We start from the raw sequence: 24,822 nt of genomic DNA on the forward strand, positions 1-24,822 counted from the left end.
CCAGTCAGTACAAGAGAACGCGCCACGCGCATGGTTGATCCGGTCGGCACGATGCTCCATCAACCGTCGCCTGGATCCGGCCGCCTAATCCCCTGGCCCGACCAAGCATTGCGTCGCATTGATTGCGGCAAGGGAAAGTAATGTCTTTCGAAAACCTGGGTCTCGCTCCCGCCCTGTTGTCGGCCGTCCAAGAAGCTGGCTTCACCACCCCCACCGCCGTCCAGGCTGCCGCCATTCCGCAGGCGCTGGCCGGCCATGACCTGATGGTGTCCTCGCAGACGGGCAGCGGCAAGACCGCCGCCTTCATGCTGCCGGCCCTGCACCGCATCGCCCAGCACCCCGCCAACAAGGGCGTGGGCGTGCAGGTGCTGGTGCTGACCCCGACCCGCGAACTGGCCCTGCAGGTCACCGACGCCACCGCCACCTACGGCCGCAAGCTGGCCGACCTGCGCACCGCCACCGTCGTCGGCGGCATGCCCTACGGCGCGCAGCTGAAGGCGCTGTCGCGCCGCGTGGACGTGCTGGTCGCCACCCCGGGCCGCCTGATCGACCACCTGAACTCGGGCCGCGTCAAGCTGAACACCGTGCACACGCTGGTGCTGGACGAAGCCGACCGCATGCTGGACATGGGCTTCATCGAAGACATCGAGACCATCGTCGGCCGCCTGCCCGAAGGCCGCCAGACGCTGCTGTTCTCGGCCACGCTGGACGGCACCGTCGCCAAGCTGGCCGCGCGCATGATGCGCGAGCCGCAACGCATCGAGATCGCCGGCCACAAGGAAAAGCACACCAACATCACGCAAAGCCTGCTGTACGCCGACGACGCCAGCCACAAGATGCAGTTGCTGGACCACGTGCTGCGCGACGCCTCGCTGGACCAGGCCATCGTCTTCACCTCGACCAAGCGCGGCGCCGACGATCTGGCCGACCACCTGGCCGACCAGGGCTTCGCCGCCGCCGCCCTGCACGGCGACATGAACCAGCGCCAGCGCACCCGCACCCTGTCGCAGCTGCAGCGCGGCCAGCTGCGCATCCTGGTGGCCACCGACGTGGCCGCCCGCGGCATCGACGTGCAGGGCATCAGCCACGCCGTCAACTTCGACCTGCCGATGCAGGCCGAGGACTACGTGCACCGCATCGGCCGCACCGGCCGCGCCGGCCGCAACGGCCTGGCGTTCACGCTGGCCACGCATTCCGAGCGCCACAAGGTCCGCCGCATCGAGCACTACATCGGCCAGTCGATCACGCCCGAAGTGATCGCCGGCCTGGAGCCCAAGCGCACCCCGCGCCCGTCCACCGGCGGCCCGCGTGGCGGCAAACCGTTCGGCAAGCGTCCCGGCGGCGGCTACCAGGGCCATCGCGAAGGCCGTTCCTTCGGCGGCCCGCGCGGCGAGTTCAAGCCGCGTGAAGGCGGCTACCAAGGCCACCGCGACAGCGCCCCGCGCGAAGGCGGCTACCAGGGCAATCGTCCGTTCGGCGACCGTCCGGCGCGTTCCTTCGGCGACCGCCCCAGCTTCGGCGATCGTCCGCAGCGCGACGGCGGCTACCAGGGCAACCGCTCCTGGGGCGACCGTCCCCAGCGCGAGGGCGGTTTCCGCGGCGGCGAGCGCGAGGCGCGCGGCTACAACGATCGTCCCAGCTACGGCGACCGTCCGCAGCGCGATCCGCGTCCGTTCAGCGAGCGCGGCCCGCGCGAAGGCGGTTTCCGCGGCGGCGACCGCGATTCGCGCCACAGCTACAACGACCGCGCCAGCTTCGGCGACCGCCCGCAACGCGAAGGCGGCTTCCGCGGCGGCGACCGTCCGGAAGGCGGTTTCCGCGGCAAGCCCTCGTTCGACAAGCGCCCCGGCGGCCCCAAGCGCTTCGACCGCCGCGGCTGATCCGACGGCCTGAGCCACGCAAACCCCGCGCTCCGGTAACGGACGCGGGGTTTTCTTAAAATGGCGGCCTGCCACCGCCTCATCCGATCATGCAACGCTCCGCCCCCGCCAATCTCCCCACCCTGTCGCCCGCCGCCCTCGAACATTCCGAGGCCGCGGCCGCCCATCTGCGCGATGCCATCGCGGCCCATGGCGGCTGGCTGCCGTTCGACCGCTGGATGGCGCAGGCGCTGTACGCGCCGGGACTGGGCTATTACGCGGCAGGCAACGTCAAGCTGGCCGAGGCGGATGCCTCTGCCGCCACACCGGCGGGCGACTTCGTCACGGCCCCGCAGCTGACGCCGCTGTTCGCCCGCACGCTGGCGCGTCAGGCCGCCGAGGTGCTGCGCCAGACCGGCGCCGACGCCGTGCTGGAGTTCGGCGCCGGCACCGGCGCGCTGGCCGAAGGCGTGCTGCGCGAGCTGGATGCGCTGGGGCTGGCGCAGACCCGCTACCTGATCCTGGAAGTGTCGGCCGACCTGCGCGCGCGCCAGGCCGAAAGACTGGCGCCGTTCGGCGACCGCGTGCAGTGGCTGGACGCGCTGCCCGAGGCCTTTGCCGGCTGCGTGCTGGCCAACGAAGTGCTGGACGCGATGCCGGTCTCGCTCTTTCGCTGGAGCGACGACGGCGCCGCCGTGCTGGAACGCGGCGTGGCGGTCGACGATGCGCAGGGCTTCGTCTGGGAAGACCGGCCGGCGCCGCCGGCGCTGGCCGCCGCCGTGGCCGACCGCATGCCGCCGCTGCCGGGCTACGTTTCCGAGATCAATCTGCAGGCCGAAGCCTGGATCGCCGCGATGGGCCGCTGGCTCGAACGCGGCGCGGCGCTGCTGGTGGACTACGGCTTTCCGCAAGGCGAGTACTACCACCCGCAACGCGCCGGCGGCACGCTCATGTGCCATCTGCGCCATCACGCGCACGGCGATCCCTTTACCGCCCCCGGCCTGCAGGACATCACCGCGCACGTCGATTTCACCGCGATGGCCGACGCGGCGCAGGCCGCCGGCCTGCAGGTCCTGGGCTATACCTCGCAGGCCCGCTTCCTCATGAACGCCGGGCTGATGGAGCTGCTCGCGCAGCTCGATCCGGCCGACGTGCAGAACTACGCCAAGACCGTCGCGCCCGTGCAGAAGCTGCTGTCCGAAGCGGAGATGGGCGAACTGTTCAAGGTGCTGGCGGTGGGGCGCGGCATCGCGCAGCCGCTGGCCGGCTTCGCGCGCGGCGACCGGCTGGGCAAGCTATAGCGGCGCGGCGCCCGCGCGCAGCTGCTGCAGGCGCGCGGCGCGCACCCCTTCCTTGATGCGCGCCGGATCGCCGGCGCTGGCCCGCGCGATCGCGCCCGCATCCACGCCACGCACCGCTTCCACGCGCGCGCGCCACGCCTGCCGGTCCACCGGACGCAACACCGCCGCCGTCTCCAGCAGATCGGCGAAACGCTGCGGCTTGCGCAGCGCGTCGGCGCGTTCCATCAAGGCCAGCTGCGCGTCGGCGGCGTCGGCCGCCTGCTGCGCCGCGTCCAGCCCGGCCAGCACCTCGGGCAGCAGGCGCGCGTAGTCGTTGCACTCGGTGGGCACGCGCAGCCGGCGGCCCAGCGCCTCGCGTTCCGGCGTCAGGCGGCACAGCAGCGCATAGCGGCCGGGCAGCGGCAGGCCCAGTCCGGCCGCGCGGTCCACGTCGGCGGCCGTGACGTCCACCTCCTGCAGCTCCGGCATCACCCGGGCCAGCGCGCCGCAATCGCGCAGCACGCCCAGCATGCGCGACGGCGTGGACGCCATGAGCCCGCGCGACAGTTCCTTCCAGACGCGTTCGGGCACCAGCGCGTCGGCCTCGCCGGCCTGGACCATGCGCCGGCACAGCTCCAGGGTCTCGGGCGCGATGGTGAAATCGCCGAAGCGCGCGGCAAAGCGGCCCAGGCGCAGGATGCGCACCGGATCTTCCTCGAAGGCCTCGCCCACGTGGCGCAGCACGCGGGCGCGCACGTCGGCCACGCCGCCCAGCGGGTCGACCAGCTCGCCCTCGGGCGTCTGGGCAATGGCATTGACCGTCAGGTCGCGCCGGCGCAGGTCTTCCTCCAGCGTGACGTCGGAGCCGGTATAGAAGGTGAAGCCCTTGTAGCCGCGGCCCGATTTGCGCTCGGTGCGCGCCAGCGCGTATTCCTCTTTGCTGCGCGGATGCAGGAACACGGGAAAATCGCCGCCCACCGGTATGAAGCCGCGCCGCGCCATGTCTTCCGGCGTGGCGCCCACCACGACCCAGTCGTGGTCGCCGGGCGGCAGGCCGAGCAGCGCGTCGCGCACCGCGCCGCCCACGATATAGACCCGCAGGCCCGCGATGGCGGGATCGCGGCTCATGGCAGCGCGGTGGTTTCGGCGCCCAGCGGCACCACGCTGCCCAGGCGTTCTTTCAGGGACTGGGGCTGGCCGCTGAACATGGCGGCGTAATAGACCGCGTTGGACATCACGTTCTTGACGTAGGTGCGCGTTTCCGTGAAGGGGATGGTCTCGGCGAAGATCGCGCCCTCGACCGGATGGGTGAAGGTCGAGCGCCAGTTGTGCGGGCGGCGCGGACCGGCGTTGTAGCCGGCGCTGGCCAGCATCTGCGAGCCGTCCAGGTCGCGCAGCACCATGTTCAGGTAGTTGGTGCCCAGCACGGTGTTGGTGTCGAAATCGTTGACGCTGTCGGGCGTGAAGTCGCTCATGCCGATCTTGCCCGCCACCCACTTGGCGGTGGCCGGCATCAGCTGCATCAGGCCGGAGGCGCCCACGTGCGAACGCGCGTCCATGATGAAGCGCGATTCCTGGCGGATCAGGCCGTAGACCCAGGCCGGGTCCAGCGCGATGGCGTTGGCCTTGGCGGTGACGCGGCCCTCGAAGGGCGCGATGAAGCGCTGGCTGAAATCGAATTCCTTCTCGGTGCGGTCGGACGTGTTGACCACCCGGTCGTAGATGTTCTCGGCCCGGGCCAGTTCGGCGGCGGCCAGCAGCTGGCGGTCGCTCATGCCGCGCAGGCTGTAATTCCATTCCGGCACCGCCTCGGCGCGCCAGCCCAGGCGGAACAGCTGGACCGCGCGGCGCAGGCCCGGGTTGGCGCGGGCCTCGGCGATTTCCTGGTCGGTCACGGGCGCCGGACGCGGCGGCACGTTGATGCGCCGGCCCAGCTCCTCGGCCGCCAGCTGGCCGTAGAAGTCGAAGCGGTCCGCGATGCTGGCGTAGGCGGCCGCGGCCTGTTCCTTGTTGCCCAGCGCGGCCTGGCCGCGCGCCTTCCAGTACACCCACGAAGGGTCCGCCTGCTGCGCCGGCGGCATCTGGTCGATGGATTCGATGACCCACTTCCAGTCGATCTTGGGCTGGCGCAGGGCCGCGCGCACCTTCCAGGCGGCGTTGTATTCCGTCATGCGGATATGGCCGGCCTCGCGATACCAGTCGTCGGCGCGGCTGTCGAGCTTGAGCGCGGCGGTCAGCGCATACTGGCTGCGGACCCAGGCCAGGTTCGACTTGGCCATCGCCTTGGACCACTCCCCGGACTTGGACCATTCGCGGCGCAGGTAGGAATCGGCCACGCTGACATCAGAGCGCGCCAGGCGGGCCAGCGCGATGGTCACCAGCTCTTTTTCGTTGCGGCCCACGGGCAGGCGGTCCTGGCGCGTCAGCCACCGCATCGGATCCTTCATGAGCTGATCGTAGGCTTTCAGGTCGCCGGGCTCGAAGATGTATTGCACGAACTTGCGCGCATCGGTCGTCTTGTTGGCCTCGATGGCGTCGCGCAGCTGCGGCTCGATCTCCTGCCAGCCGAGCACGCCGTCGGCCACCAGTTGGTCATACAGCGCCCAGCAGGCCGAGCCCGGCGCGAAGGCGCTGGTGGCCTGCGCGGCGGTGACGCGCTTGCCGGTCATGTGCTGGGCGTCCAGGATGGCGCATTCGATCTGGGCGTTGCTGTTTTTCACCGGCGCCAGCTTGCGCACGGTTTCGAAGTCGCCGCTGCGCGCGGCCGCAAGCAGCCAGTCGCCGCGCAGCCGGTCGGCCAGATAGGAATCCGGATTGCTGCTGACGAACTGCTGCAGCGCGGCGGTGGGCCTGCCGCTGGCCGGCGGCGTCCACAGCTGATAGCGCAGCAGCCAGTATTCGGGATACATGCCCAGCGGGTCGGACTTGGCCTGCGGCACCAGCGCGCCCAGGATGGACCACTGCTTGCGCTGCATGGCCTCGCGCGCGGCCACCACGGCGGCCAGCGCGGGCGTATCGTTGGTGGGCGGCAGGCCCGCCAGCACGGCGGGCGGCACGGAAATGACAGGCTGCGCGGCCTGGGCGGCGGCCTGCGGCTGGGCATTGATGGACGCGTTGCGCTGCTGCGCGTCCACCGGCGCACAGGCCGCGGTGAACAGCGCCAGGAGCGGCAGCCAGCGGCGCAGCCCGGCTCCGGCGACGGCGCCCGCGGCCTTGTGCGCGGATTTCTGATACCGTCCGGTTTGGAGAGTTTGTGTCATGCGCCGTCCCTCATTCGACCGCCAAAGCCGCCGCCACTTCCGCCATCTTTGTCCATTCCTGTCACTACCACCGCATGAGTACGCAAAATATTCCAGAGAATACCGCAGTCCAGCTACGCGCGCGATTGCGGAAAATGCGCGCCGAACTGCCTGAAAACCAGCGCGGCCGCGGCGCCCTGCTGATGCGCGCGCGGCTGTTCACCTGGCTGAACGCGGCGCGCGACGAAGCGGTCCGCGCAGGCCGCGCCGCGCCCGCCACCGTGGCCGCGTTCTGGCCCATGGCCGACGAGCCCGACCTGCGCCCCCTGCTGCAGCAATGGGCCGACGGCGGCGTGGCCGTGGCGCTGCCGGTGGTGCGCGAACGCAATGCGCCGCTCGCCTTCCTGCCCTGGACGCCCGAGGCCGAACTGCGCGCGGGCCCCTACGGCATCCAGGAACCGGTGCACGGCGCCGAACTGCTGCCCGACGTGGTGCTGGTGCCCACCCTGGGCTACACCGCCCAAGGCGACCGCCTGGGCTACGGCGGCGGCTACTACGACCGCAGCCTGGCCGCGCTGCGCGACCGCGGCCACCCGTTCATCGCCATCGGCATCGCCTGGAGCTGCGGCGCGCTGGACGCCGGCTACGCGCCGGCCGCGCATGACTTCCCGCTGGACGCGGTCCTGACCGAGGACGGCTGGGTGCCCGCCGCGCCGCTGGAGCAAGGCGGCGCCGGCGGCACCACGCTGCACAGCTACCGCCTGAGCTGACGCCGCCGCGACAGCCTGCGGTTTGCACCAAAACGGTGCAAACCGTAACGCGCGCCGGAACGCCCCGCAATACAATGAATGCGGCATGGCTTTTCCCGGTTCCGATCATGACCTATTGCGTCGCGGCCCGTCTCGATTCCGGCCTGGTGTTCCTTTCCGACTCCCGCACCAATGCGGGCGTCGACCAGATCAGCGTCTTTCGCAAGATGACGGTTTTCGAGCGCGCCGGCGACCGCGTCATGACGCTGATGACTTCGGGCAACCTGGCGGTCAGCCAGGCCGTGCTGAACGCGCTCACGCGTCCTCGCCCCGAAGGCTGCGAAACGCTCTGGAGCGCGCCCGACATGTTCGAGGCCGCCTGCGTGGTCGGCGCGGCGGTGCGCGAGGTCTACCGCCACGAAGCCGCCGCCCTGCACGAGCAGCATGTCGACTTCAACGTCAGCCTGATCTTCGGCGGCCAGATCGGCGCCGAGCGCTGCCGGCTGTTCCAGGTGTACTCGGCCGGCAACTTCATCGAGGCCGGCCAGGAATGTCCGTACTTCCAGATCGGCGAGGCCAAGTATGGCAAGCCCATCCTGGACCGGGTGCTGCGCCCCGACACCTCGCTGGACGAAGCCGCCAAGTGCGCGCTGATCTCCATGGACTCCACGCTGCGCTCCAACATCTCGGTCGGCCTGCCGCTGGATCTGCTGGTCTACGGCGCCGATACGCTGCGCGTCACGCATTTCGCCTGCATCGACGAGAACAATGAATACTTCCGCATGATCCGCGGCAGCTGGGGCGAGCGCCTGCGCCAGGTCTTCGCCGAAATCCCCGCTCCGCTGTGGACCAGCCCCGAGGCCCCGACCTCGCTGGTGCCGCCTAGCCGCGTGCACCAGCCGCTGCGCGCCGAACCGGCCGGCGAAACGGGCGCAAGCCACCCCGCGCCGCAGTCGCTCGCCGAAGACCCGGGCAAGAAGCAGGCGGGCTAGCGTCGGGCTTTCGTGTTTTGGCCCGTACCACTCCATGCGGCACGTCATTTCCGTATAAACCCTCCTTTCCAGCTACCGAAACCCGGCTTGCAGAACCGCGAATTCTCATCCGGCCGCGGGTGGGCCACACTGGCCATGGCCCGTCATGCTTTGCCCTGGGGGCCCCCGATAAAACCACGAGGAGCGAGACATGCCCCCTATTTTCATGCGCGCGGCCCGACGCGCCGCCTGGCCGGTCCTGGCCCTTTCGTGCCTGGCGGCCGGCAATGCGGCCGCGCAAGGCGCCTATCCCAACCATCCGATTTCGCTGGTCGTGCCCTTCGCCGCGGGCGGACCCACCGACGTAGTCGCGCGCAGCCTGGGCGCATCCATGGCCAAGACGCTGGGCCAGAGCATCGTCATCGAGAACCGCACGGGCGCCGGCGGCACGCTGGCCTCGCAGCACGTGGCGCGCGCCGCGCCCGACGGCTACACCTTCCTGATCCATCACAACGGCATGGCCACCGCGCCGGCGCTGTACCGCAAGCTGTCGTTCAATCCGCTGACCGACTTCGCCTATGTCGGCCAGGTGGCCGACGTGCCCATGACGCTGCTGGGCCGCAAGGACCTGCCGGCCGACGGCATGCCGGCCTTCATCAAGTACGCGCGCGAAAACGGCAACAAGATCAACCTGGCCAATGCCGGCCTGGGCGCCGTGTCGCAGCTTTGCGGCATGCTGCTGCAGGAATCGCTGGGCGTGCAGTTCACCACCGTGCCCTACGCCGGCACCGCGCCGGCGATGACCGCGCTGCTGGGCGGCCAGGTCGACGTGCTGTGCGACCAGACCACGCAGACCATTCCGCAGATCAAGGCCGACCGCGTGAAGCTGTACGGCGTCACCACGCTGGAACGCATCAAGACGCTGCCCGATGCGCCGACCTTGCAGGAAAGCGGCCTGAAGGGCTTCGAGGTCAAGGTGTGGCACGGCGTCTACGCGCCCAAGGGCACGCCGCCCGAGGCCATCGCCAAGTTCAACGCGGCCCTGCGCGCCGCCCTCAAGGACCCGGCCTTCACGCAGAAGATGGCCGAGCTGGGCGCCGAGATCGTGCCGGAATCCAAGCAGACCCCCGAAGGCCTGCAGACCTGGCTCAAGAGCGAGGTCGACAAGTGGGGCGGCGTGATCCGCAAGGCGGGGGTATACGCCGACTGAAGCACGGCGGGCAGCGGCGGTTGCCGGTGCCCGTTCATGAATATATATTGCCGTGCATGAGTACGAACGACGTAAAAAGCGCCCGGCGGGTGCTGGACATCCTGCAGTTCTTCGCCGCCACCCAGGCGCCCGCCACCCTGTCGCAGATTTCGGCGGGGCTGGGCATACCCAAATCCAGCTGCCTGGCCCTGCTCGACACGCTGGAAGGCGATGGCTATGCGCACCAGACCGCGGGTCGCTATTACCTGACCCGGCGCTGGCTGAACGAAGCCAGCACGGTGGCCGAACATGACCAGCTGACCACGCGCATCCGGCCCACGCTGGAAGCGCTGCGCGACGAGCTGGGCGAGACGCTGATCCTGGCGCAGCGCGCCGGCGATCACGTGGTCTACCTGGACGTCGTCGAACCCGAACGCATCGTGCGGTTCACGGCCAAGGCCGGCCAGCGCAAGCCGCTGCACGCCTCGGCCTCCGGACGCGCCCTGCTGGGCGCCATGGCGCCCGCCGAGCGCGAGGCGCTGGCTGCGCGCCTGAGCCTGGACCGCTACACCAGCCAGACCGTCAAGACCCACAAGCAGCTGCTGCGCCTGATCGCGTCCGAGGCCGAGCGCGGCTGGCACGTGAACCTGGCGGAACACCAGGCCGACACGCTGTCGGTCGCCGCCCCCCTGATGCTGTACGGCACGGTGCTGGCGCTGGTCGTGGGCGCGCCGCTGGACCGGTCGGCGGCCAAGGCCGACGCCATCGGCCAGACCCTGCTGGCCGCCAGCCGCCAGCTGGCCCAGCGCATCGACACCCCCGCCCCGCTCGCCCGGTAGGGCTTTTCCCCTGCCGCTGCCCGCGCCCGGTTCCCGGGCGCGGTTTCCCCCCTTTCCTTCCCCGGATTCCCGCGGCCGCCCGCCAGGCCCGCGGCGACGCCATGCGGGTTTACGCCTAGGCCCGGGCGTTGCCGACACGCGTTCATGACTATAAACTTTTGTTCAAGAGTAAGAACGCCGACGGAATCCCTCTGTTGCGGCGACTCCGGAACCGGGCTGGCGCCCGGCGCTCTCCCCCAGAAGGAAGAAACATGGCTGGCCTCTATTACGAACAGTTTTCCGTCGGACAGGCTTTCGATCATGCCTGGACCCGCACCCTGACCGAGATGGACAACGTGCTGTTCAGCTCGCTGACGATGAATGTGCAGCCGCTGCACCTGGACGCGCATTTCGCCGCGAAGACCGAATTCGGCAAGCCGCTGGTCAACAGCCTGTTCACGCTGGGCCTGCTGATCGGCATGACGGTCAACGACACCACGCTGGGCACCACGGTGGCCAACCTCGGCATGACCGACGTGAATTTCCCCAAGCCGGTCTTCGCCGGCGACACGCTGCATGTGCGCACCCGCGTGCTCTCCATGCGCGAGAGCCGCTCGCGCCCGGACGCGGGCATCGTCGAGTTCGAGCACACCGCCCTGAACCACCGCGACGAAGTGGTCGCCACCTGCAAGCGCTCGGCCCTGATGCGCAAGCAGCCCTAGGAGGCTCGCCATGACCCGATCCCTGCTCTTCGTGCCCGGCGATTCCGCGCGCAAATTCGAGCATGCCGCCGCCAGCGCGGCCGACGCGCTGATCCTGGACCTGGAGGATTCCGTCGCGCCGGACCAGAAAGCCGAAGCCCGCGCCCAGGTGCGCGCCATGCTGGAACGCGGCGCGGCCGGCAAGTCCCTGTGGGTGCGGATCAACGCGCTGGACAGCGGCGCTGCGCTGGCCGACCTGGCGGCCGTGATGCCGGCCGCTCCCTGCGGCATCGTGCTGCCCAAGTGCCGCAGCCGCGAAGACATGCGCCAGCTTGCGCACTACCTGGACGCGTTCGAGGCGGCCGCGGGCGCCGCCGCCGGCGCGACCCGCATCCTGGCCATCGTCACCGAAACCGCGCAGTCGCTGTTCGGGCTGCACGATTACCGCGACGCCACCGCCCGCCTGTGGGGCCTGTCCTGGGGCGGGGAAGACCTGGCCGCCGACGTGGGCGCGCTGCGCAACCGCGATGCCGGCCGCTATACCGAACCGTTCCGGCTGGCGCGCTCGCTGTGCCTGATGGCCGCGGCGGCCGCCGGCGTGCGCGCCATCGACACGGTCTGCGTGGACCTGGACGCGCCTGACGTGCTGGCCGACGAGTCCCGCGAGGCTTTCCGCGACGGCTTCGTTGGCAAGATGGCGATCCATCCGCGCCACGTCGACGCCGTCAACGCCGCGCTGACGCCCGACGCGCAGCAGCTGCAATGGGCGCGGGCCGTGATCGATGCGTTCGCGCAGCATCCCGGCGCGGGCACGCTGCGGCTGGACGGCAAGATGATCGACCGGCCGCACCTGCGCCTGGCGCGCCGCCTGCTGGGGGAGGACTGAGCATGCCCGGACCGCTGCACGGCATACGCGTCATCGACATGACCAGCGTGGGCATGGGGCCCATGGCCACCCAGATGCTCGGCGACATGGGCGCCGACGTGATCAAGATCGAGTCCGCCGAAGGCGACGTGTTCCGCCACGTCACGCCGCAGCGCCATGCCGCCATGAGCCACACCCACCTCAACCTCAACCGCAACAAGCGCAGCGCGGTGATCGACGTCAAGACCGCCGAAGGCCGCGCGCAGCTGGACGCGCTGATCGGCGGGGCCGACGTGTTCATCTCCAACATGCGCGCGCCCGCCATGCGCCGCCTGGGCCTGGACTACGCGACGCTGGCGGCGCGCTTTCCCGAGCTGGTGTATTGCGCCTGCTACGGCTATTCGGAAGCCGGCCCGTACGCCGGACGGGCCGCCATCGACGACACCATCCAGGCGGCCTCGGGCATGGCCTGGCTGCAAGGCGGCGCGGGCGCCGGCGCGCCCTGCTACGTCAATTCGGTGGTCGCCGACAAGGTGGTGGCCCTGTACGTGGCCAACGCCGTGACCAGCGCGCTGCTGGCGCGCGAACGCGGCGCCGGCGGCCAGGCGGTCGAGGTGCCGATGTTCGAATGCATGGTGGCCTTCCTGGCGCCGGAACATCTGGCCGGCCTGACCTTCGTGCCGCCCGAGGGCCCGGCGGGCTACACGCGCCTGCTCAACGAATACCGCCGCCCGTTCCGCACGCGCGACGGCTACATGAGCGTGGTGCCCTACACCACCCCGCAATGGCAGCGCTTTTTCGACCTGACCGGCCATCCCGAGATGGCGCAGGATCCGCGCTACCAGACCCTCAACAGCCGCAGCCGCCATTTCCCGGAGCTGTACCGCTACGTGGAGACGGTGCTGGCCGAACGCAGCACCGGGCAATGGACCGAACTGCTGGCCAGCGCCGACATCCCCTTCGCGCCGGTCAATGGCTTCGAGGAGCTGCTGGCCGACCCCCATCTCAAGGCCACCGGCTTCTGGCATGAATCGGAGCATCCCACAGAAGGACGCCTGATCCAGGCCGGCCTGCCCGTCAGGTTCAGCCGCACGCCGGGCGAGATCCGCCGGCATCCGCCGGGGCTGGGCGAACACACCGACGAGATCCTGGCGCTGGCGCGCGCCGGCCAAGCTCGCTGACCCGCACAAAGAAACAGAGGAGACAACCATGCACAACCCGATCCGAGCCGCCCTGGCGGCGGCCGCGCTCTGCGTGCCCGCGCTGGCCGCCGCCGGCGGCTACCCGCAGGCCGACAAGCCCATACGCTTCATCGTCGGTTTTCCGGCCGGCAGCACCATCGACAACGTCTCGCGCGTGGTGGTCGACGACATCCGCGCCCGCACCGGCGCACAGATCGTCGTCGAGAACAAGCCGGGCGCCCTAGGCGTGCTGGGCGTGGACGCCGTGGCCCGGGCCGCGCCCGACGGCTACACCATGATGCCCAGCTCCAGCGCCACCAGTTCCTCGGGCCCCTACCTGTCCAAGGCGTTCCAGCGCTATGACGCGATCAAGGACTTCACCCAGGTGGGCCGGGTGGTCCGGTTCGACGTGGTGATCGTCACGCGCGCCAGCGGCTCGTACGGCGACGCGCGCCAGCTGGTGGCGGCGGCCAGGCAGAAGCCGCAGTCGGTGACCAGCGGCTACGGCTCGGGCACCGGCCAGGTGGTCGCGGCCGCCTTCAGCCGCGCCGCCGGCGCCGAGGTGCTGGGCGGGCGCATCGATTTCGTGGCGGCCGACCTGGGCGCGGTGCTGCCGCAGATCCGCGCGCAGAACCTGAACGCCGTGGCGCTGGTCTCCAGCAAGCGCTCGACCATTCTGCCCGCGGTGCCCACGGCCGGCGAGCTGGGCATGGGCAGCCTGGACCTGACCGGCTGGATCGGCGTGGCCGGCCCGGCCGGCCTGGCGCCCGAGGCGGCCAAGTGGTGGGCCGACCAGTTGAGCGCGACGATGCGCGATGCCGCCGTCCAGGAACGGCTGCGCGCGATGGGCATGGAGCCGGACCTGGCGGTCGGCGAGCCTTTGCAACAATTCGTCCGGTCGCAGTATGAAGCCTGGGGCGAGCAGATCCGCCAGGCGGGGATTCAGCCGGAATAGGCGGCCCGGGGGGCCGATGGGCTACGCGCGTTCGATATTCGTGTTCTTGCCCAAGCGTTCTCGCGCTGCGCCCATCCTACGGTGGTGAGGCCGTAGGATGGGTGCAGCGCGAGATATTCGACACAAGAAATCAAGGCTCGAGCGCGCGGAACCCATCAGGCGCCCAAAGCCCCCGCCCTCATCCCTGCAGCGACAATTCCCGCCACACCGCCATCGGCGCTTCGGCGTGGTTCAGGGTGTAGAAATGCAGGCCCGGCGCGCCGTTGTCCAGCAGCGTCTGGCACAGCTCGGTCACCACGTCCACGCCGAAGGCGCGGATGGAGGCCTTGTCGTCGCCGAACTCCGCCAGGCGCAGGCGGATCCAGCGCGGCACTTCCGCGCCGCACATTTCCGAAAAGCGCAGCAGCTGCGTGTGGTTCGTGATGGGCATGATGCCCGGCACGATGGGCACGTCCACGCCCTTGGCCTGGGCCCGGTCGACGAAGTCGAAGTAGGCGTCGGCGTTGAAGAAGTACTGCGTGATGGCGGCATTGGCGCCGGCCCGCACCTTGCGCACGAAATGGTCCAGGTCGGCCGAGGGGTTGGCCGCCTGCGGATGCATTTCGGGATAGGCCGCCACTTCGATGTGGAACCAGTCGCCGGTCTCCTCGCGGATGAACGTCACCAGTTCGTTGGCGTAGCGCAGTTCGCCCGCATCGCCGCCCATGCCCGAGGGCAGGTCGCCGCGCAGGGCGACCACGCGCCGCACGCCTTCGCTCTTGTAGGCCTGGAGGATGTCCCGCAGGTCCTGGCGCGAGGCGCCGACGCACGACAGGTGCGGCGCCGCATCGCAGCCCAGGTTGCGCAGCGTGCGCACGGCGTCCGCCGTGCCCGCACGCGTGGAGCCGCCCGCGCCGAACGTCACGCTGACGTACTTGGGCTGGATGGCCAGCATCTGCTTGGCCGCGCGCACCAGCCGTTCTTGGCCGGCCAGGTCGCGCGGGGGGAAAAATTCCAGACTGAAAGCGGGAGAAATCGAATCGGACATATCAGCAGTTATCTATAAGCACTACGCGTCCCGCATGAACCGGGTGCGCCCCACCGGGATGCCGCGGAGCCGGCTTCGCCGGTCCGCCGGCATGCCCCCTTGAGGGGGAGCGCGCAGCGCTCGGGGGTGGGATCGACTCTAGGGGATCAGCTTGGTGAGCAGGCCCGAGATGATGCTGTACAGGATCGCACCGCCCACGGCCCACCAGAACCCGTTGACCTGGAAGCCCTTCAGCACGGAGCCGACGAACCAGAACAACAAGGCGTTGATGACGATGAGGAAGAGGCCCAGCGTGACGATCGTGATGGGCAGCGTCAGCAGCACCAGCACCGGCTTGACCAGCATGTTGACCAGGCCCAGCACCAGCGCGGCGATGAGTGCAGAACCGAAGCTGGCCACGGTGATGCCGGGCAGCAGATAGGCAACCGCCAGCAGGGCCACCGCGTTCAGGATCCAGACGAGTATCAATGCCATGTTCGACCTCCTGTGTTGGGTCCGCCGGCCTCGCGGCCGCAATGCGGTCGCGAGAGGGAGCTGCGGACCGGTAAGCCCGCGCCGACATGGCGCGGTACTTCCCCTATTTTGCTACAACCCTCAATAACGGTAGTGGTTGGGCTTGTACGGGCCTTCGACCGGCACGCTGATGTAGTCGGCCTGTTCCTGGCGCAGGGTGGTGAGCTTCACGCCCAGCTTCTTCAGGTGCAGGCGCGCGACCTTCTCGTCCAGGTGCTTGGGCAGCACGTAGACTTCGCCCGACTTGTAGGCCTCGTTGCGCGTGTACAGCTCGATCTGGGCGATCGTCTGGTTGGCGAACGACGAGGACATCACGAACGACGGGTGGCCGGTGGCGCAACCCAGGTTCACCAGGCGGCCCTGGGCCAGCAGGATGATGCGCTTGCCGTCCGGGAAGATGACGTGGTCGACCTGCGGCTTGATCTCTTCCCACTTGCAGTCGGCCAGGCTGGCGACGTCGATTTCGTTGTCGAAGTGACCGATGTTGCACACGATGGCCTGGTCCTTCATGGCGTTCATGTGCTCGCGCGTGATGACGTGGTAGTTGCCCGTAGCGGTGACGAAGATGTCGCCGTGCGCGGCGGCCTCTTCCATGGTCACGACCTTGAAGCCTTCCATGGCGGCCTGCAGGGCGCAGATCGGGTCGATCTCGGTGACCCAGACCTGGGCGCGCAGCGCGGCCAGCGCCTGGGCGCAGCCCTTGCCCACGTCGCCGTAGCCGGCCACCACCGCGATCTTGCCCGCGACCATCACGTCGGTGGCGCGCTTGATGCCGTCGACCAGCGATTCGCGGCAGCCGTACAGGTTGTCGAACTTGGACTTGGTGACCGAGTCGTTGACGTTGATGGCGGCGAAGGCCAGTTCGCCCTTCTGCGACATCTGGTAGAGGCGGTGCACGCCGGTGGTGGTTTCCTCGGTCACGCCCTTGATCTGGGCCAGGCGCGTCGAATACCACTTGGGATCGCGTTGCAGCGTTTCCTTGATGGCGGCGAACAGGATGCGCTCTTCGTCGCTGCCCGGGTTGGCCAGCACCGAGATGTCCTTCTCGGCCTTGGTGCCCAGGTGCAGCATCAAGGTGGCGTCGCCGCCGTCGTCCAGGATCATGTTGGCGTGCTGGCCGTTGGGCCATTCGAAGATCTTGTGGGTGTACTGCCAGTACTCTTCCAGCGTCTCGCCCTTGACGGCGAAGACCGGCGTGCCCGAGGCCGCGATGGCGGCGGCGGCGTGGTCCTGCGTGGAGAAGATGTTGCACGAAGCCCAGCGCACTTCGGCGCCCAGGGCCACCAGCGTTTCGATCAGCACGCCGGTCTGGATGGTCATGTGCAGGCTGCCGGCGATGCGGGCGCCCTTGAGCGGCTGCTGGGCCGCGAATTCCTCGCGGATGGCCATCAGGCCGGGCATTTCGGTTTCGGCGATGGCCAGCTCGCGGCGGCCCCAGCCGGCCAGCGACAGGTCGGCGACGATGTAGTCGGAGAAGGATTTGTCAGTCACAGCGTTCATGGTGTGTAGGCTCCACGTGAAATACGAACGGCGCGCAAGATGGCCGGACAACGCGAATACACCACGACAGTCGAGTGCCCGCCTTTTCCGCCATATGCGACAAAGGTGAGCGCCGTTGCTGCAGCGCCGCGCCGAGGGCGCGCCGCTTGAACAAGGATTCCTGAGCCTGGCGACCGCTGGGTCGTCGCAACGCTCCTCAGGATTGCCGAGCATTGTACCCGGGAACCGTGCCGCGGGCAGCAGGCGCGGGGCCACGGACGCTTATTGCCGCGCCGGCCGGCCGGCGTTCTCCGGCATGCTGAACAGGTGCGCGCCGCGGGCGGTGCCGTCCAGCGGCACCAGCGCGGCCAGCAGGTCCGAGGCCACCGCGTCCCAGCTGCGGGTCAGCGCGTGCTCGCGCACCGCGTGGCGGTCCAGCGATAGCGCCGCGCGGCAGGCGTGGCCGAGGTCCTCGTCGAGCACGCCGGTCACCCCCTGCGCCACCACCGCCAGCGGCGCCTCGCTGCGAAACGCGGCCACCGGCGTGCCGCAGGCCATGGCCTCCAGCATGACCAGGCCGAAGGTGTCGGTCAGGCTGGGAAACACGAACACGTCGGCGCCGCCATACAGCGCCGGCAGCGCGGGGTCCTGCTGCATGCCCATGAAGACCGCGCCGGGAAAGCGCTTTTTCAGGCGCGCCTCGTCCGGACCGGCGCCGACCACCACCTTGCTGCCCGGCAGGTCCAGCTCCAGGAAGGCGTCCAGATTCTTCTCGCGCGCTACGCGCCCCACGCTCAGGAACACGGGCCGGGGCAGGCCTTCGAACGCCGCGCCGGCGCCGGGCCGGAACTTGCGCGGGTCCACCCCGCGCGACCAGATCCGCAGATTGGCCAGCCCCCGCCGCGCCAGCACGTCGCGCACCGTGGGCGTGGGCACCAGCACGCGCTGCGAGGGCCGGTGGAACCAGCGCAGGTAGCGCCACGGCAAGGCCGCCGGAATGCCCATGCGCGCCTGCAGATAGTCGGGGAACATGGTGTGGAAGGAGGTGGTGAAGCGCCAGCCCCGCGCCAGCGCCAGCCGGCGCGCCGCCAGGCCCAGCGGCCCTTCGGTGGCGATGTGCAGCGCGTCGGGCACGGTCTCGCCCAGGATGCGGCGCAGTTGCCGGCCGGGTTGCAGGCACAGGCGCAGGTCCGGCTCAGATGGCGCGGGCACCGTGCGGCTGCCCTGGGGATTCACCACGATCAGCTCGTGGCCCCATTCGCTCAGGATCTGCTGCATGGTCGTCCAGGTGCGGACGACGCCATTGACTTGCGGATGCCAGGCATCCGTGACCAGGACGATGCGCATGATGGAGCCGGTGGCGGGGGCCGGAAATGGATGACAAGCGCGATTTAGCCCGCTCCATGTGACACGCCCAAGACGGCCTTTGCGGCCGCGCAACGCCCGGCTAGTGGCTGTCCCGTAGATGCGTCCGCATGACGAAATTTCTCCTCTTGGCGTCAGGGCTAGGCGCAAACCGCAGCGATACCCGTAGGTATCGCGAGGATTTGCAACGACGCCCTGGCGTCAAGGGGGGAATTTCGTACGGGCGTATCTACGGGACAGCACACTAGTTGTTGCGGCGCGGATAGCCCTGCGCCTTGATGCGCACCCAGACCTCGCGTTTTTCTTCCTCGGTCATGAAGACCCAGTTGGCGACTTCCATGGCCGTACGGCCGCAGCCGCGGCAGATTTCGTCGAACAGCGTGGAGCACACCGCCACGCAGGGCGAATCGGTGGCTTTGAAGGCGCGTTGCGCGTCTTCGGCGGCGGGCAGCTCGGAGAGGTCGACGGTGTAGCGATTCATGGGCCGAAGGTTAACATCCACGGTGCGTCCCTTTTTGGATGGCCCTACTCCGCGTCCAGGCTTGCCCGCGTGGGCTAAGGGGCCGGATCGCCGTCCCATCCGAAGAACGCCCGCACCTGCGCCATCAGCGCCTCGGGGCACTCCTCCGCCAGGTAGTGCGCTCCCGGCAGCGGGCCGCCCGACACGTCATCGGCCACCGCGCGCCACAGGCCCAGCACGTCGAAATTCCTGCCCACCGCGCCGCGCTCGCCCCACAGCACCCGCAGCGGCTGGGTCAGGCGCTCGCCGGCCTTGCGGCCGGCGCGGTCATGCTCCAGGTCCAGGGTGGCCGAGGCCCGGTAGTCCTCGCAGATGCCGGTGGCCCAGCCCGGCAGCCGCGCGGCGCGCTCGTACTCGGCCATCGCCTCCTTGGAGAAATGCGCCAGCCCGCCGGGCCGCCCGCCCATGACCGAACGCAGGTAGAAAACGGGGTCGCGCTCGATCATGGTTTCCGGCAGCGGCGCCGGCTGGATCAGCCAGAACCAGTGGAAATAGGCCTGGGCGAAGGCGCGCGTCGTGCCTTCGTACATGTCCAGGGTCGGCGCGATGTCCAGCAGCATCATGCGCCGGACCGCCGCGGCATGGTCCAGCGCCAGCCGGTGCGCCACGCGCGCGCCGCGATCGTGCGCCAGCACCTCGAAGCGCGCATGGCCCAGCGCCAGCATCAACCCCGCCATGTCGGCCGCCATTGCGCGCTTGGAATGCGCGGCGTGGCCGGCGCTGGCCGGCGGCTTGTCGCTGTCGCCATAGCCGCGCAGGTCCGCCGCCACGCAAGTGCGGTGCCGCGTCAGCTCGGGCCACACGCGGTGCCAGATGGCATGGGTCTGCGGATGGCCGTGAAGCAGCAGCAGCGGCGGCCCCGAGCCGTCGATGCGCGCGGCGATGCGCACGCCGTCGACGGCGATGCGGCGGATGGGTAGGTCGAAGAAATCGGTCATGGGTCTGCCTCAGTCTGCGCGGCCGGCGTCCAGGCGGTCGCGCACCCGGCGCGCCACGTCTTTCATCCATGGATGGCGCGCCCAATGTCCGGCCTCGAAACGCTGCACTTCGTCCAGCCGCTGCAGCGACGCGCCCACCATGTCCAGGCCCTGAGCGTACATCCGGCGATGGCGTTCGGGCAGCGTGAAACCGGCCGTCCAGCCGTCGGCGGCGCTGACACGGCCGGCCGCCACGTCGATGCTCACGCGGTTGGCGGCCGTATGGGATACCCGGGCAAGCAGCGCATCGACCTCGGCTGGCGCCAGGCTGACCAGCAGCAAGCCGTTGTTGACCGCGTTGAAGTAGAAAATTTCGCCGAAACTGGGCGCAATCACCGCGCGGATGCCGAACTGCTGCAAACCCCACACGGCATGCTCCCGGCTGGAGCCGCAGCCGAAGTTCGGCCCCGCCACCAGAATGCGCGCGCCGGCGTAGGCCGGCTGGTTCAGCACGAAATCGGGCCGCGGCGCGCCGTCGGCGTCGAAGCGCAGGTCATACAGCAGCCCCCGCTCCAGGCCCGACTTGTCGATGATGCGCAGGAACTGCTTGGGCATGATCTGGTCGGTGTCCAGATTGGAAAAAGGCAGAGGCGCGGCCACGCCTTCGATCATCGGGTTCATTCATTTCTCCCATTCGCGCACGTCGACGATGCGGCCGGCCAGCGCGGCGGCGGCGGCCATGGCCGGGCTCATCAGGTGGGTGCGCCCCGCCCGGCCCTGCCTGCCTTCGAAATTCCGGTTGGTGGTGGAGGCGCAGCGCTCGCCCGGGCTCAGCACGTCGTCGTTCATGGCCAGGCACATGGAGCAGCCCGGCTGGCGCCACTCGAAGCCCGCCTCGATCAATTGCGCGGCCACGCCCTCGGCCTCGGCCTGGGCGCGCACCGCACCCGAGCCCGGCACCACCATGGCCCGCACGCCGGCCGCGACCTTGCGCCCGCGCACCACGCTGGCCGCGGCGCGCAGATCCTCGATGCGGCCGTTGGTGCAGGAGCCGATGAACACCCGGTCTATCGGCAGGCCCGCGATGGGCGCGCCCGGCGTCAGGCCGATGTAGTCCATGGCCTTCTCCAGCGCCAGGCGGGCGAGCGCGTCGGGCTCGGCTTGCGGGTCGGGCACGACGCCGTCGATCGGCACGGCCTGGTCCGGGCTGGTGCCCCAGGTGACGAAGGGCGCGATGGTTGCGGCGTCCAGCACGTGCTCCACGTCGAAGACGGCGTCGGCGTCCGATCGCAATCCGGCCCAGCTGGCGCGCGCCTGCGCCAAAATGTCGCCCCGCAGCTGCGGCGCGTGCGCGGCGACATAGGCGTCGGTGGTGGCGTCCGGCGCGATCAGCGCGGCGCGCGCGCCGGCCTCGACCGTCATGTTGCACAGGGTCATGCGGGCCTCGGCCGACAGCGCGTCTATCGCCTCGCCGCAGAACTCCACGGCATGGCCGCGCGCGCCCTGCGCGCCGATGCGATGCACCACGCAGATGACCAGGTCCTTGGCCGTGACGCCGCGGCCCAGCGTGCCGTCGATGCGGATGCGCATGTTACGCGCCACTCGGTACACCAGGGTCTGCGTGGCCAGGATGTGCTCGACTTCCGAGGTTCCGATGCCGAAGCCCAGCGCGCCCAGCGCGCCGTAGGTGGTGGTGTGGCTGTCGCCGCACAGCACCACCATGCCCGGCAGCACCATGCCGTGCTCGGGCGCGATCACGTGCTCGATGCCCTGCAGCGGATCGGTGGTGTCGAACAGCGCGATCTGCTGCGCATCGCAATTGCGCTTGAGGTTGCCCGCCTGGCGCGAGGACGCCTCGTCGGCGATGACGCGCAGCGCCGGCGCGACCGGATGGGTGGGGATGACGTGGTCCACCACCGCCATCTGCTGCCCGGGGCGCAGCACCGCGCGCCCGCGCGCGGCCAGGCCGCTGAAGGCCTGCGGGCTGGTGTATTCGTTCATGATGTGCAGATCGACGTAGAGCAGCACGTGCTCGTCGTCGATCCGGGCCACCTCATGGCTGGCCACCAGTTTGTCGTACAGCGTCATGCCGGGCATGTCTTGCATCCTTGAATCAGTTGGCCTTGATGCCGGCTTGCTTGACGATGCCGGCCCAGCGCGTCATTTCTTCGTCCACCATCGCGTCCGTCCTGGCGGGCGTGGAGATCAGCGGATCGAAGCCTTCCTTGCCCATGCGCTGCGCCAGCTCGGGCGAACGCAGCGCCTGCTCCAGCTTGGCGTTGAGCGTGTCTATCACCGCCTGCGGCGTATTGGCGGGCGCGCTGATGACGAACCAGGTATTGAATTCGTAGCCGGGCAGGCCCGATTCCGCGATGGTGGGCACGTCAGGCAACAGCGGCGAGCGCCGCGTGCCGGTCACGCCCAGCGCGCGCAGCTTCTTGCCGTCGACTTGCGGCTTGGCCGCGGACAGCACCGGGAAACTCATCTGCACCTGGCCGCTGATGGTGTCGAGCATGGCCGGACCGCCGCCCTTGTACGGCACGTGCAGGATCTGCGTCTGCGAGACGGACTTGAACAGTTCCGCGGCCATGTGGAAGGTGCTGCCGGTGCCCGCGGAACCGAAGCTCAGATCGTTGGCCGGCCGCGCGCGCACGTAGGACAGCAGCTCGCCGACGTTGGCCACCGGCAGGCCGTTGGTCACCGTCAGCACGTGCTGGGAGGTTCCCACCGTGCCCACCGAGCGCAGGTCTTTCTTCGTGTCGAACGGCATGCTCTGGAACAGCGCCGGGTTGATGGCCAGCGACATGGTGTTGATCGCCAGCGTGTAGCCGTCGGGCTGGGCCCGCGCCACGGCGGCCATGCCGATATTGCCGGAAGCGCCGGCGCGGTTTTCCACCACCACGCTCTGCCCCAGCGCGCGGCCCCAGGCGTCGGAGATCAAGCGGGCGGCGATGTCCACGCTGCCGCCCGGCGCGAACGGCACGATGAGCGTGACGGCGCGTTCGGGAAACGCGCCGGCGGCGGCCGCCGCCTGGGTCCAACAGGATGCGACGGCAAGGGCCGCGCACAAGGCGCCGGCCGCGGTGTTGATCTTCATTCCTGGTCTCCTCGTGTGGCCGCGATAGGCGGCTCTGTATGGGCGAGTCCAGTGTATAGGCCTGTTGGATTCTTATAATTAATAATCCGAATAAAGCTTTATTAAATATGATTTATAAATAAGCCCATGGACGCCTTATCGGACCTCGCTTTTTTCTCGCTGGTGGTCAAGCACGGCAACCTGTCCGCGGCCGCGCGCGAACTGGGCCTGACGCCGCCGGCGGTCAGCACGCGGCTGGCCAAGCTGGAACAGCGCCTGGGCGTGCGGCTGCTGAACCGCACCACGCGCCGCGTCAGCGTCACCCAGGAAGGCGAGCTGTACCTGGCCGAGGGCGGACGCATCCTGGCCGACCTCGAAGCCCTGGAACGCTCGGTGTCCAGCGCCCGCGCGCAGCCCCAGGGCCTGCTGCGGCTGAACGCCACCTTCGGCTTCGGACGCGCCCACATCGTGCCGGCCGTGTCCGACTTCGCGCGCCAGTACCCCGAGGTGGAAGTGCAGATGCGCCTGACCGACAGGCCGCTGAACCTGATCGAGGAAGGCTTCGACGTGGCGGTGCGTTTCGGCGACCTGCCGGACGCGCGCCTGACCGCGCGCAAGATCGCCTCGAACCGGCGCCTGCTCTGCGCCTCGCCGCGCTATCTGGAGAGCTATGGCGAACCGCGCGCCCCGGGCGACCTGCAGCGCCACCGCTGCATCGTGGTGCGCGAAAACGACGTGGTCTACGGCACCTGGCGGCTGGAATCGGGCCTGCGCGCGGAGACCGTCAAGGTGCGCGGCCCGGTCAGCTCCAACGACGGCCAGAGCGCCCTGGAATGGGCGCTGGACGGGCACGGCATCGTGATGCGCTCCGAGTGGGAGACGGCCGCGCACCTGCGCGCCGGCCGCCTGCGCGTGGTGCTGCCCGACTGGCGCACGCCGCCGGCCGACATCCACGCCTTGTATCCGGAACGCCTGAACCTGCCGGCCAAGACCCTGGCCTTCGTCGAATTCCTGGCGCAGCGCTTCGCCCGCCACCTGCGGGCGCCGGGCTCGGACGGCGCGGTGTGGTGACGCCGCCCCCGGTCCGCGCCCATCACCCTTCGGGCAGCCCTGCCCCGACTGCGCAGGCCTCCAGCAGCCAGTCGCGGAACGCCCGGCATTTGCGCGGCAGCTCGGCGCGTGGATACACCAGGTACCAGCTCTTGTTGCTGGCGATGCGGCGCTCGAACGGGATCAGCAGTTCCTTGCGCCGCAGTATCGCGGCCGCGAACGAGGGCCGGCCCAGCACCACGCCCAGGCCGGCGATCGCGGCCTCGACCGCCACCACGTAGGAATCGAACTGGTGCCCCTTGGCGAGCAACGCGGGATCGGGCTGGCGCTCGCCGTCTTGCCGCGTCTCGCGGAACCAGCGCGGCCAGTCCTCCGGCGAGGTGGTGATGTGCAGCAGGGGAAAGCGCAGCAGTTCATCGGGCTGGCGCAGCGCGCCGCGGCGGTACAGCTGCGGCGACAGCATCGGCACCATGTCGGGGCTGACCAGCGGCTCGAAGCAAAACTGCGGATCGTGCTCGTAGGCGCGGATGGCCAGGTCGCAGGTGTCGTAGAGGTCGGTCAGCGCATGGGTCACGGACAGCAGCCTGATCTGGATTCCGGGATGGCGCCGCGTGAAATCGGGCAGCCGGGGAATCAGCCAGCGCATCGCGAAATTGGGCAGCACGCTCAGGGTCAGCGTGGCGGCCGCCTCGGCGCCGGTCACGTCCTCGGTCGCGGTCTGGATCAGGTCGAAGGCGCTCTTGAGCGAAGGCGCCAGGGTCTCGCCGCGCTCGGTCAGCTCCAGCCCCGCGCGCGAGCGGCGGAACACCGCGAAGCCCAGCCATTCCTCCAGGCTCTTGATCTGCTGGCTGACGGCCGCAGGGGTGACGTGCAGGTCCTGCGCAGCCTGGGCAAAGCTGCGCAGGCGGGCGGCGGCCTCGAACGCCTGCAGTGCTTTCAAGGGAGGAAGTTTGCGGCTCATCGTCGGGTGCAGATCAAGCAATTCGATTGGTCACATTAGAAATTCTAACGACCAATGGCGACAAGTTTAGAAAAAACGCGGCAAAAATAAGGCCAGCGCCAAAGGAG

General features: G+C 69.5%; 23 protein-coding genes and 1 riboswitch. Of the genes, 11 read left to right on the plus strand and 12 right to left on the minus strand.

Features of this window, described 5'->3' with window-relative positions; all coding sequences use genetic code 11:
* Positions 1-140: 140 nt before the first annotated feature.
* Positions 141-1,880 (plus strand): DEAD/DEAH box helicase, encoded by a 1,740-nt coding sequence (locus tag A6B37_RS21775; protein ID WP_111826886.1) that lies wholly within the window; start codon positions 141-143, stop codon positions 1,878-1,880.
* Between the two features lie 89 nt (positions 1,881-1,969).
* A complete protein-coding gene (locus A6B37_RS21780) occupies positions 1,970-3,160 on the plus strand; it encodes an SAM-dependent methyltransferase (RefSeq protein WP_102775164.1) in 1,191 nt (396 codons plus the stop codon).
* Here A6B37_RS21780 and A6B37_RS21785 read toward each other — a convergent pair.
* Both A6B37_RS21785 and A6B37_RS21790 read right to left on the minus strand, forming a co-directional pair.
* Entirely contained in the window at positions 3,155-4,267 is a 1,113-nt protein-coding gene (locus A6B37_RS21785) for a CCA tRNA nucleotidyltransferase (protein ID WP_111826887.1), read from the minus strand. The two genes, A6B37_RS21780 and A6B37_RS21785, sit on opposite strands and share 6 nt — an antisense overlap.
* Complete coding sequence (locus tag A6B37_RS21790) at positions 4,264-6,399, minus strand: lytic transglycosylase domain-containing protein (RefSeq protein ID WP_111826888.1); 2,136 nt, start codon at positions 6,397-6,399, stop codon at positions 4,264-4,266. The genes A6B37_RS21785 and A6B37_RS21790 overlap by 4 nt, the downstream gene beginning before the upstream one ends.
* Positions 6,400-6,473: 74 nt before the next feature.
* Between A6B37_RS21790 and A6B37_RS21795 the strand changes: the two genes are divergently transcribed.
* The 8 genes from A6B37_RS21795 (at position 6,474) to A6B37_RS21830 (ending at position 13,807) form a co-directional block, all read left to right on the plus strand.
* Complete coding sequence (locus A6B37_RS21795) at positions 6,474-7,148, plus strand: 5-formyltetrahydrofolate cyclo-ligase (protein WP_102775161.1); 675 nt, start codon at positions 6,474-6,476, stop codon at positions 7,146-7,148.
* A 107-nt stretch (positions 7,149-7,255) separates the two neighbouring features.
* Positions 7,256-8,119 carry a proteasome-type protease gene (locus A6B37_RS21800; RefSeq protein ID WP_102775160.1) on the plus strand — a complete coding sequence of 288 codons (864 nt, stop codon included), beginning with the start codon at positions 7,256-7,258 and terminating at the stop codon, positions 8,117-8,119.
* Positions 8,120-8,309: 190 nt separating this feature from the next.
* Positions 8,310-9,308, plus strand: a complete 999-nt coding sequence (locus A6B37_RS21805; protein WP_102775158.1) for a tripartite tricarboxylate transporter substrate-binding protein — start codon at positions 8,310-8,312, stop codon at positions 9,306-9,308.
* Between the two features lie 56 nt (positions 9,309-9,364).
* A complete protein-coding gene (locus A6B37_RS21810) occupies positions 9,365-10,126 on the plus strand; it encodes an IclR family transcriptional regulator (protein WP_111826889.1) in 762 nt (253 codons plus the stop codon).
* Positions 10,127-10,377: 251 nt separating this feature from the next.
* Positions 10,378-10,827 carry a MaoC family dehydratase gene (locus tag A6B37_RS21815; protein WP_102775156.1) on the plus strand — a complete coding sequence of 150 codons (450 nt, stop codon included), beginning with the start codon at positions 10,378-10,380 and terminating at the stop codon, positions 10,825-10,827.
* 10 nt (positions 10,828-10,837) lie between these two features.
* Positions 10,838-11,692, plus strand: coding sequence for a CoA ester lyase (locus A6B37_RS21820; RefSeq protein WP_102775155.1), 855 nt, complete (start codon positions 10,838-10,840; stop codon positions 11,690-11,692).
* Positions 11,693-11,694: 2 nt separating this feature from the next.
* The gene (locus tag A6B37_RS21825) at positions 11,695-12,852 is read left to right on the plus strand and encodes a CoA transferase (RefSeq protein ID WP_111826890.1); all 1,158 of its coding nucleotides are present in this window, start codon (positions 11,695-11,697) and stop codon (positions 12,850-12,852) included.
* 28 nt (positions 12,853-12,880) lie between these two features.
* Entirely contained in the window at positions 12,881-13,807 is a 927-nt protein-coding gene (locus A6B37_RS21830; RefSeq protein WP_111826891.1) for a tripartite tricarboxylate transporter substrate binding protein, read from the plus strand.
* 178 nt (positions 13,808-13,985) lie between these two features.
* On the opposite strand, the gene metF is transcribed toward A6B37_RS21830, so the two are convergent.
* From metF to A6B37_RS21875, 9 genes are all read right to left on the minus strand, one after another.
* Entirely contained in the window at positions 13,986-14,834 is an 849-nt protein-coding gene (gene metF, locus A6B37_RS21835) for a methylenetetrahydrofolate reductase [NAD(P)H] (protein WP_102775152.1), read from the minus strand.
* 138 nt (positions 14,835-14,972) lie between these two features.
* Positions 14,973-15,308 carry a phage holin family protein gene (locus tag A6B37_RS21840; RefSeq protein ID WP_006389784.1) on the minus strand — a complete coding sequence of 112 codons (336 nt, stop codon included), beginning with the start codon at positions 15,306-15,308 and terminating at the stop codon, positions 14,973-14,975.
* A 120-nt stretch (positions 15,309-15,428) separates the two neighbouring features.
* Positions 15,429-16,847, minus strand: coding sequence for an adenosylhomocysteinase (ahcY, locus tag A6B37_RS21845; protein ID WP_111826892.1), 1,419 nt, complete (start codon positions 16,845-16,847; stop codon positions 15,429-15,431).
* Between the two features lie 100 nt (positions 16,848-16,947).
* Positions 16,948-17,051, minus strand: a riboswitch (S-adenosyl-L-homocysteine riboswitch).
* 57 nt (positions 17,052-17,108) lie between these two features.
* A complete protein-coding gene (locus A6B37_RS21850; RefSeq protein WP_102775150.1) occupies positions 17,109-18,173 on the minus strand; it encodes a glycosyltransferase family 1 protein in 1,065 nt (354 codons plus the stop codon).
* Positions 18,174-18,435: 262 nt separating this feature from the next.
* On the minus strand, positions 18,436-18,672 hold the full coding sequence (locus A6B37_RS21855; protein WP_062683348.1) for a DUF1289 domain-containing protein: 237 nt from the start codon (positions 18,670-18,672) through the stop codon (positions 18,436-18,438).
* Between the two features lie 74 nt (positions 18,673-18,746).
* Entirely contained in the window at positions 18,747-19,649 is a 903-nt protein-coding gene (locus A6B37_RS21860) for an alpha/beta hydrolase (protein ID WP_111826893.1), read from the minus strand.
* Positions 19,650-19,658: 9 nt separating this feature from the next.
* Positions 19,659-20,309, minus strand: coding sequence for a 3-isopropylmalate dehydratase small subunit (gene leuD / locus A6B37_RS21865; protein WP_111826894.1), 651 nt, complete (start codon positions 20,307-20,309; stop codon positions 19,659-19,661).
* Positions 20,310-21,725, minus strand: coding sequence for a 3-isopropylmalate dehydratase large subunit (leuC, locus tag A6B37_RS21870; protein ID WP_111826979.1), 1,416 nt, complete (start codon positions 21,723-21,725; stop codon positions 20,310-20,312).
* 16 nt (positions 21,726-21,741) lie between these two features.
* Positions 21,742-22,725, minus strand: a complete 984-nt coding sequence (locus tag A6B37_RS21875; protein ID WP_111826895.1) for a tripartite tricarboxylate transporter substrate binding protein — start codon at positions 22,723-22,725, stop codon at positions 21,742-21,744.
* A gap of 126 nt (positions 22,726-22,851) precedes the next feature.
* On the opposite strand from A6B37_RS21875, the gene A6B37_RS21880 reads away from it, so the two are divergent.
* The gene (locus A6B37_RS21880; protein WP_111826896.1) at positions 22,852-23,775 is read left to right on the plus strand and encodes a LysR family transcriptional regulator; all 924 of its coding nucleotides are present in this window, start codon (positions 22,852-22,854) and stop codon (positions 23,773-23,775) included.
* 22 nt (positions 23,776-23,797) lie between these two features.
* On the opposite strand, the gene A6B37_RS21885 is transcribed toward A6B37_RS21880, so the two are convergent.
* Positions 23,798-24,694, minus strand: coding sequence for a LysR substrate-binding domain-containing protein (locus A6B37_RS21885; RefSeq protein WP_168202283.1), 897 nt, complete (start codon positions 24,692-24,694; stop codon positions 23,798-23,800).
* Positions 24,695-24,822 lie beyond the last annotated feature (128 nt).

Origin of the sequence: Achromobacter sp. HZ01 (assembly GCF_003267925.1) — a bacterium.
GTDB lineage: Bacteria > Pseudomonadota > Gammaproteobacteria > Burkholderiales > Burkholderiaceae_B > Achromobacter > Achromobacter pulmonis_A.

Excerpts from the sequence above, each read along its gene's own strand:
- A6B37_RS21775 (WP_111826886.1), top strand. The coding sequence starts at position 141 with ATGTCTTTCGAAAACCTGGGTCTCGCTCCCGCCCTGTTGTCGGCCGTC.
- A6B37_RS21780 (WP_102775164.1), top strand. The coding sequence starts at position 1,970 with ATGCAACGCTCCGCCCCCGCCAATCTCCCCACCCTGTCGCCCGCCGCC.
- A6B37_RS21785 (WP_111826887.1), bottom strand. The coding sequence starts at position 4,267 with ATGAGCCGCGATCCCGCCATCGCGGGCCTGCGGGTCTATATCGTGGGC.
- A6B37_RS21790 (WP_111826888.1), bottom strand. The coding sequence starts at position 6,399 with ATGACACAAACTCTCCAAACCGGACGGTATCAGAAATCCGCGCACAAG.
- A6B37_RS21795 (WP_102775161.1), top strand. The coding sequence starts at position 6,474 with ATGAGTACGCAAAATATTCCAGAGAATACCGCAGTCCAGCTACGCGCG.
- A6B37_RS21800 (WP_102775160.1), top strand. The coding sequence starts at position 7,256 with ATGACCTATTGCGTCGCGGCCCGTCTCGATTCCGGCCTGGTGTTCCTT.
- A6B37_RS21805 (WP_102775158.1), top strand. The coding sequence starts at position 8,310 with ATGCCCCCTATTTTCATGCGCGCGGCCCGACGCGCCGCCTGGCCGGTC.
- A6B37_RS21810 (WP_111826889.1), top strand. The coding sequence starts at position 9,365 with ATGAGTACGAACGACGTAAAAAGCGCCCGGCGGGTGCTGGACATCCTG.
- A6B37_RS21815 (WP_102775156.1), top strand. The coding sequence starts at position 10,378 with ATGGCTGGCCTCTATTACGAACAGTTTTCCGTCGGACAGGCTTTCGAT.
- A6B37_RS21820 (WP_102775155.1), top strand. The coding sequence starts at position 10,838 with ATGACCCGATCCCTGCTCTTCGTGCCCGGCGATTCCGCGCGCAAATTC.
- A6B37_RS21825 (WP_111826890.1), top strand. The coding sequence starts at position 11,695 with ATGCCCGGACCGCTGCACGGCATACGCGTCATCGACATGACCAGCGTG.
- A6B37_RS21830 (WP_111826891.1), top strand. The coding sequence starts at position 12,881 with ATGCACAACCCGATCCGAGCCGCCCTGGCGGCGGCCGCGCTCTGCGTG.
- metF (WP_102775152.1), bottom strand. The coding sequence starts at position 14,834 with ATGTCCGATTCGATTTCTCCCGCTTTCAGTCTGGAATTTTTCCCCCCG.
- A6B37_RS21840 (WP_006389784.1), bottom strand. The coding sequence starts at position 15,308 with ATGGCATTGATACTCGTCTGGATCCTGAACGCGGTGGCCCTGCTGGCG.
- ahcY (WP_111826892.1), bottom strand. The coding sequence starts at position 16,847 with ATGAACGCTGTGACTGACAAATCCTTCTCCGACTACATCGTCGCCGAC.
- A6B37_RS21850 (WP_102775150.1), bottom strand. The coding sequence starts at position 18,173 with ATGCGCATCGTCCTGGTCACGGATGCCTGGCATCCGCAAGTCAATGGC.
- A6B37_RS21855 (WP_062683348.1), bottom strand. The coding sequence starts at position 18,672 with ATGAATCGCTACACCGTCGACCTCTCCGAGCTGCCCGCCGCCGAAGAC.
- A6B37_RS21860 (WP_111826893.1), bottom strand. The coding sequence starts at position 19,649 with ATGACCGATTTCTTCGACCTACCCATCCGCCGCATCGCCGTCGACGGC.
- leuD (WP_111826894.1), bottom strand. The coding sequence starts at position 20,309 with ATGAACCCGATGATCGAAGGCGTGGCCGCGCCTCTGCCTTTTTCCAAT.
- leuC (WP_111826979.1), bottom strand. The coding sequence starts at position 21,725 with ATGCCCGGCATGACGCTGTACGACAAACTGGTGGCCAGCCATGAGGTG.
- A6B37_RS21875 (WP_111826895.1), bottom strand. The coding sequence starts at position 22,725 with ATGAAGATCAACACCGCGGCCGGCGCCTTGTGCGCGGCCCTTGCCGTC.
- A6B37_RS21880 (WP_111826896.1), top strand. The coding sequence starts at position 22,852 with ATGGACGCCTTATCGGACCTCGCTTTTTTCTCGCTGGTGGTCAAGCAC.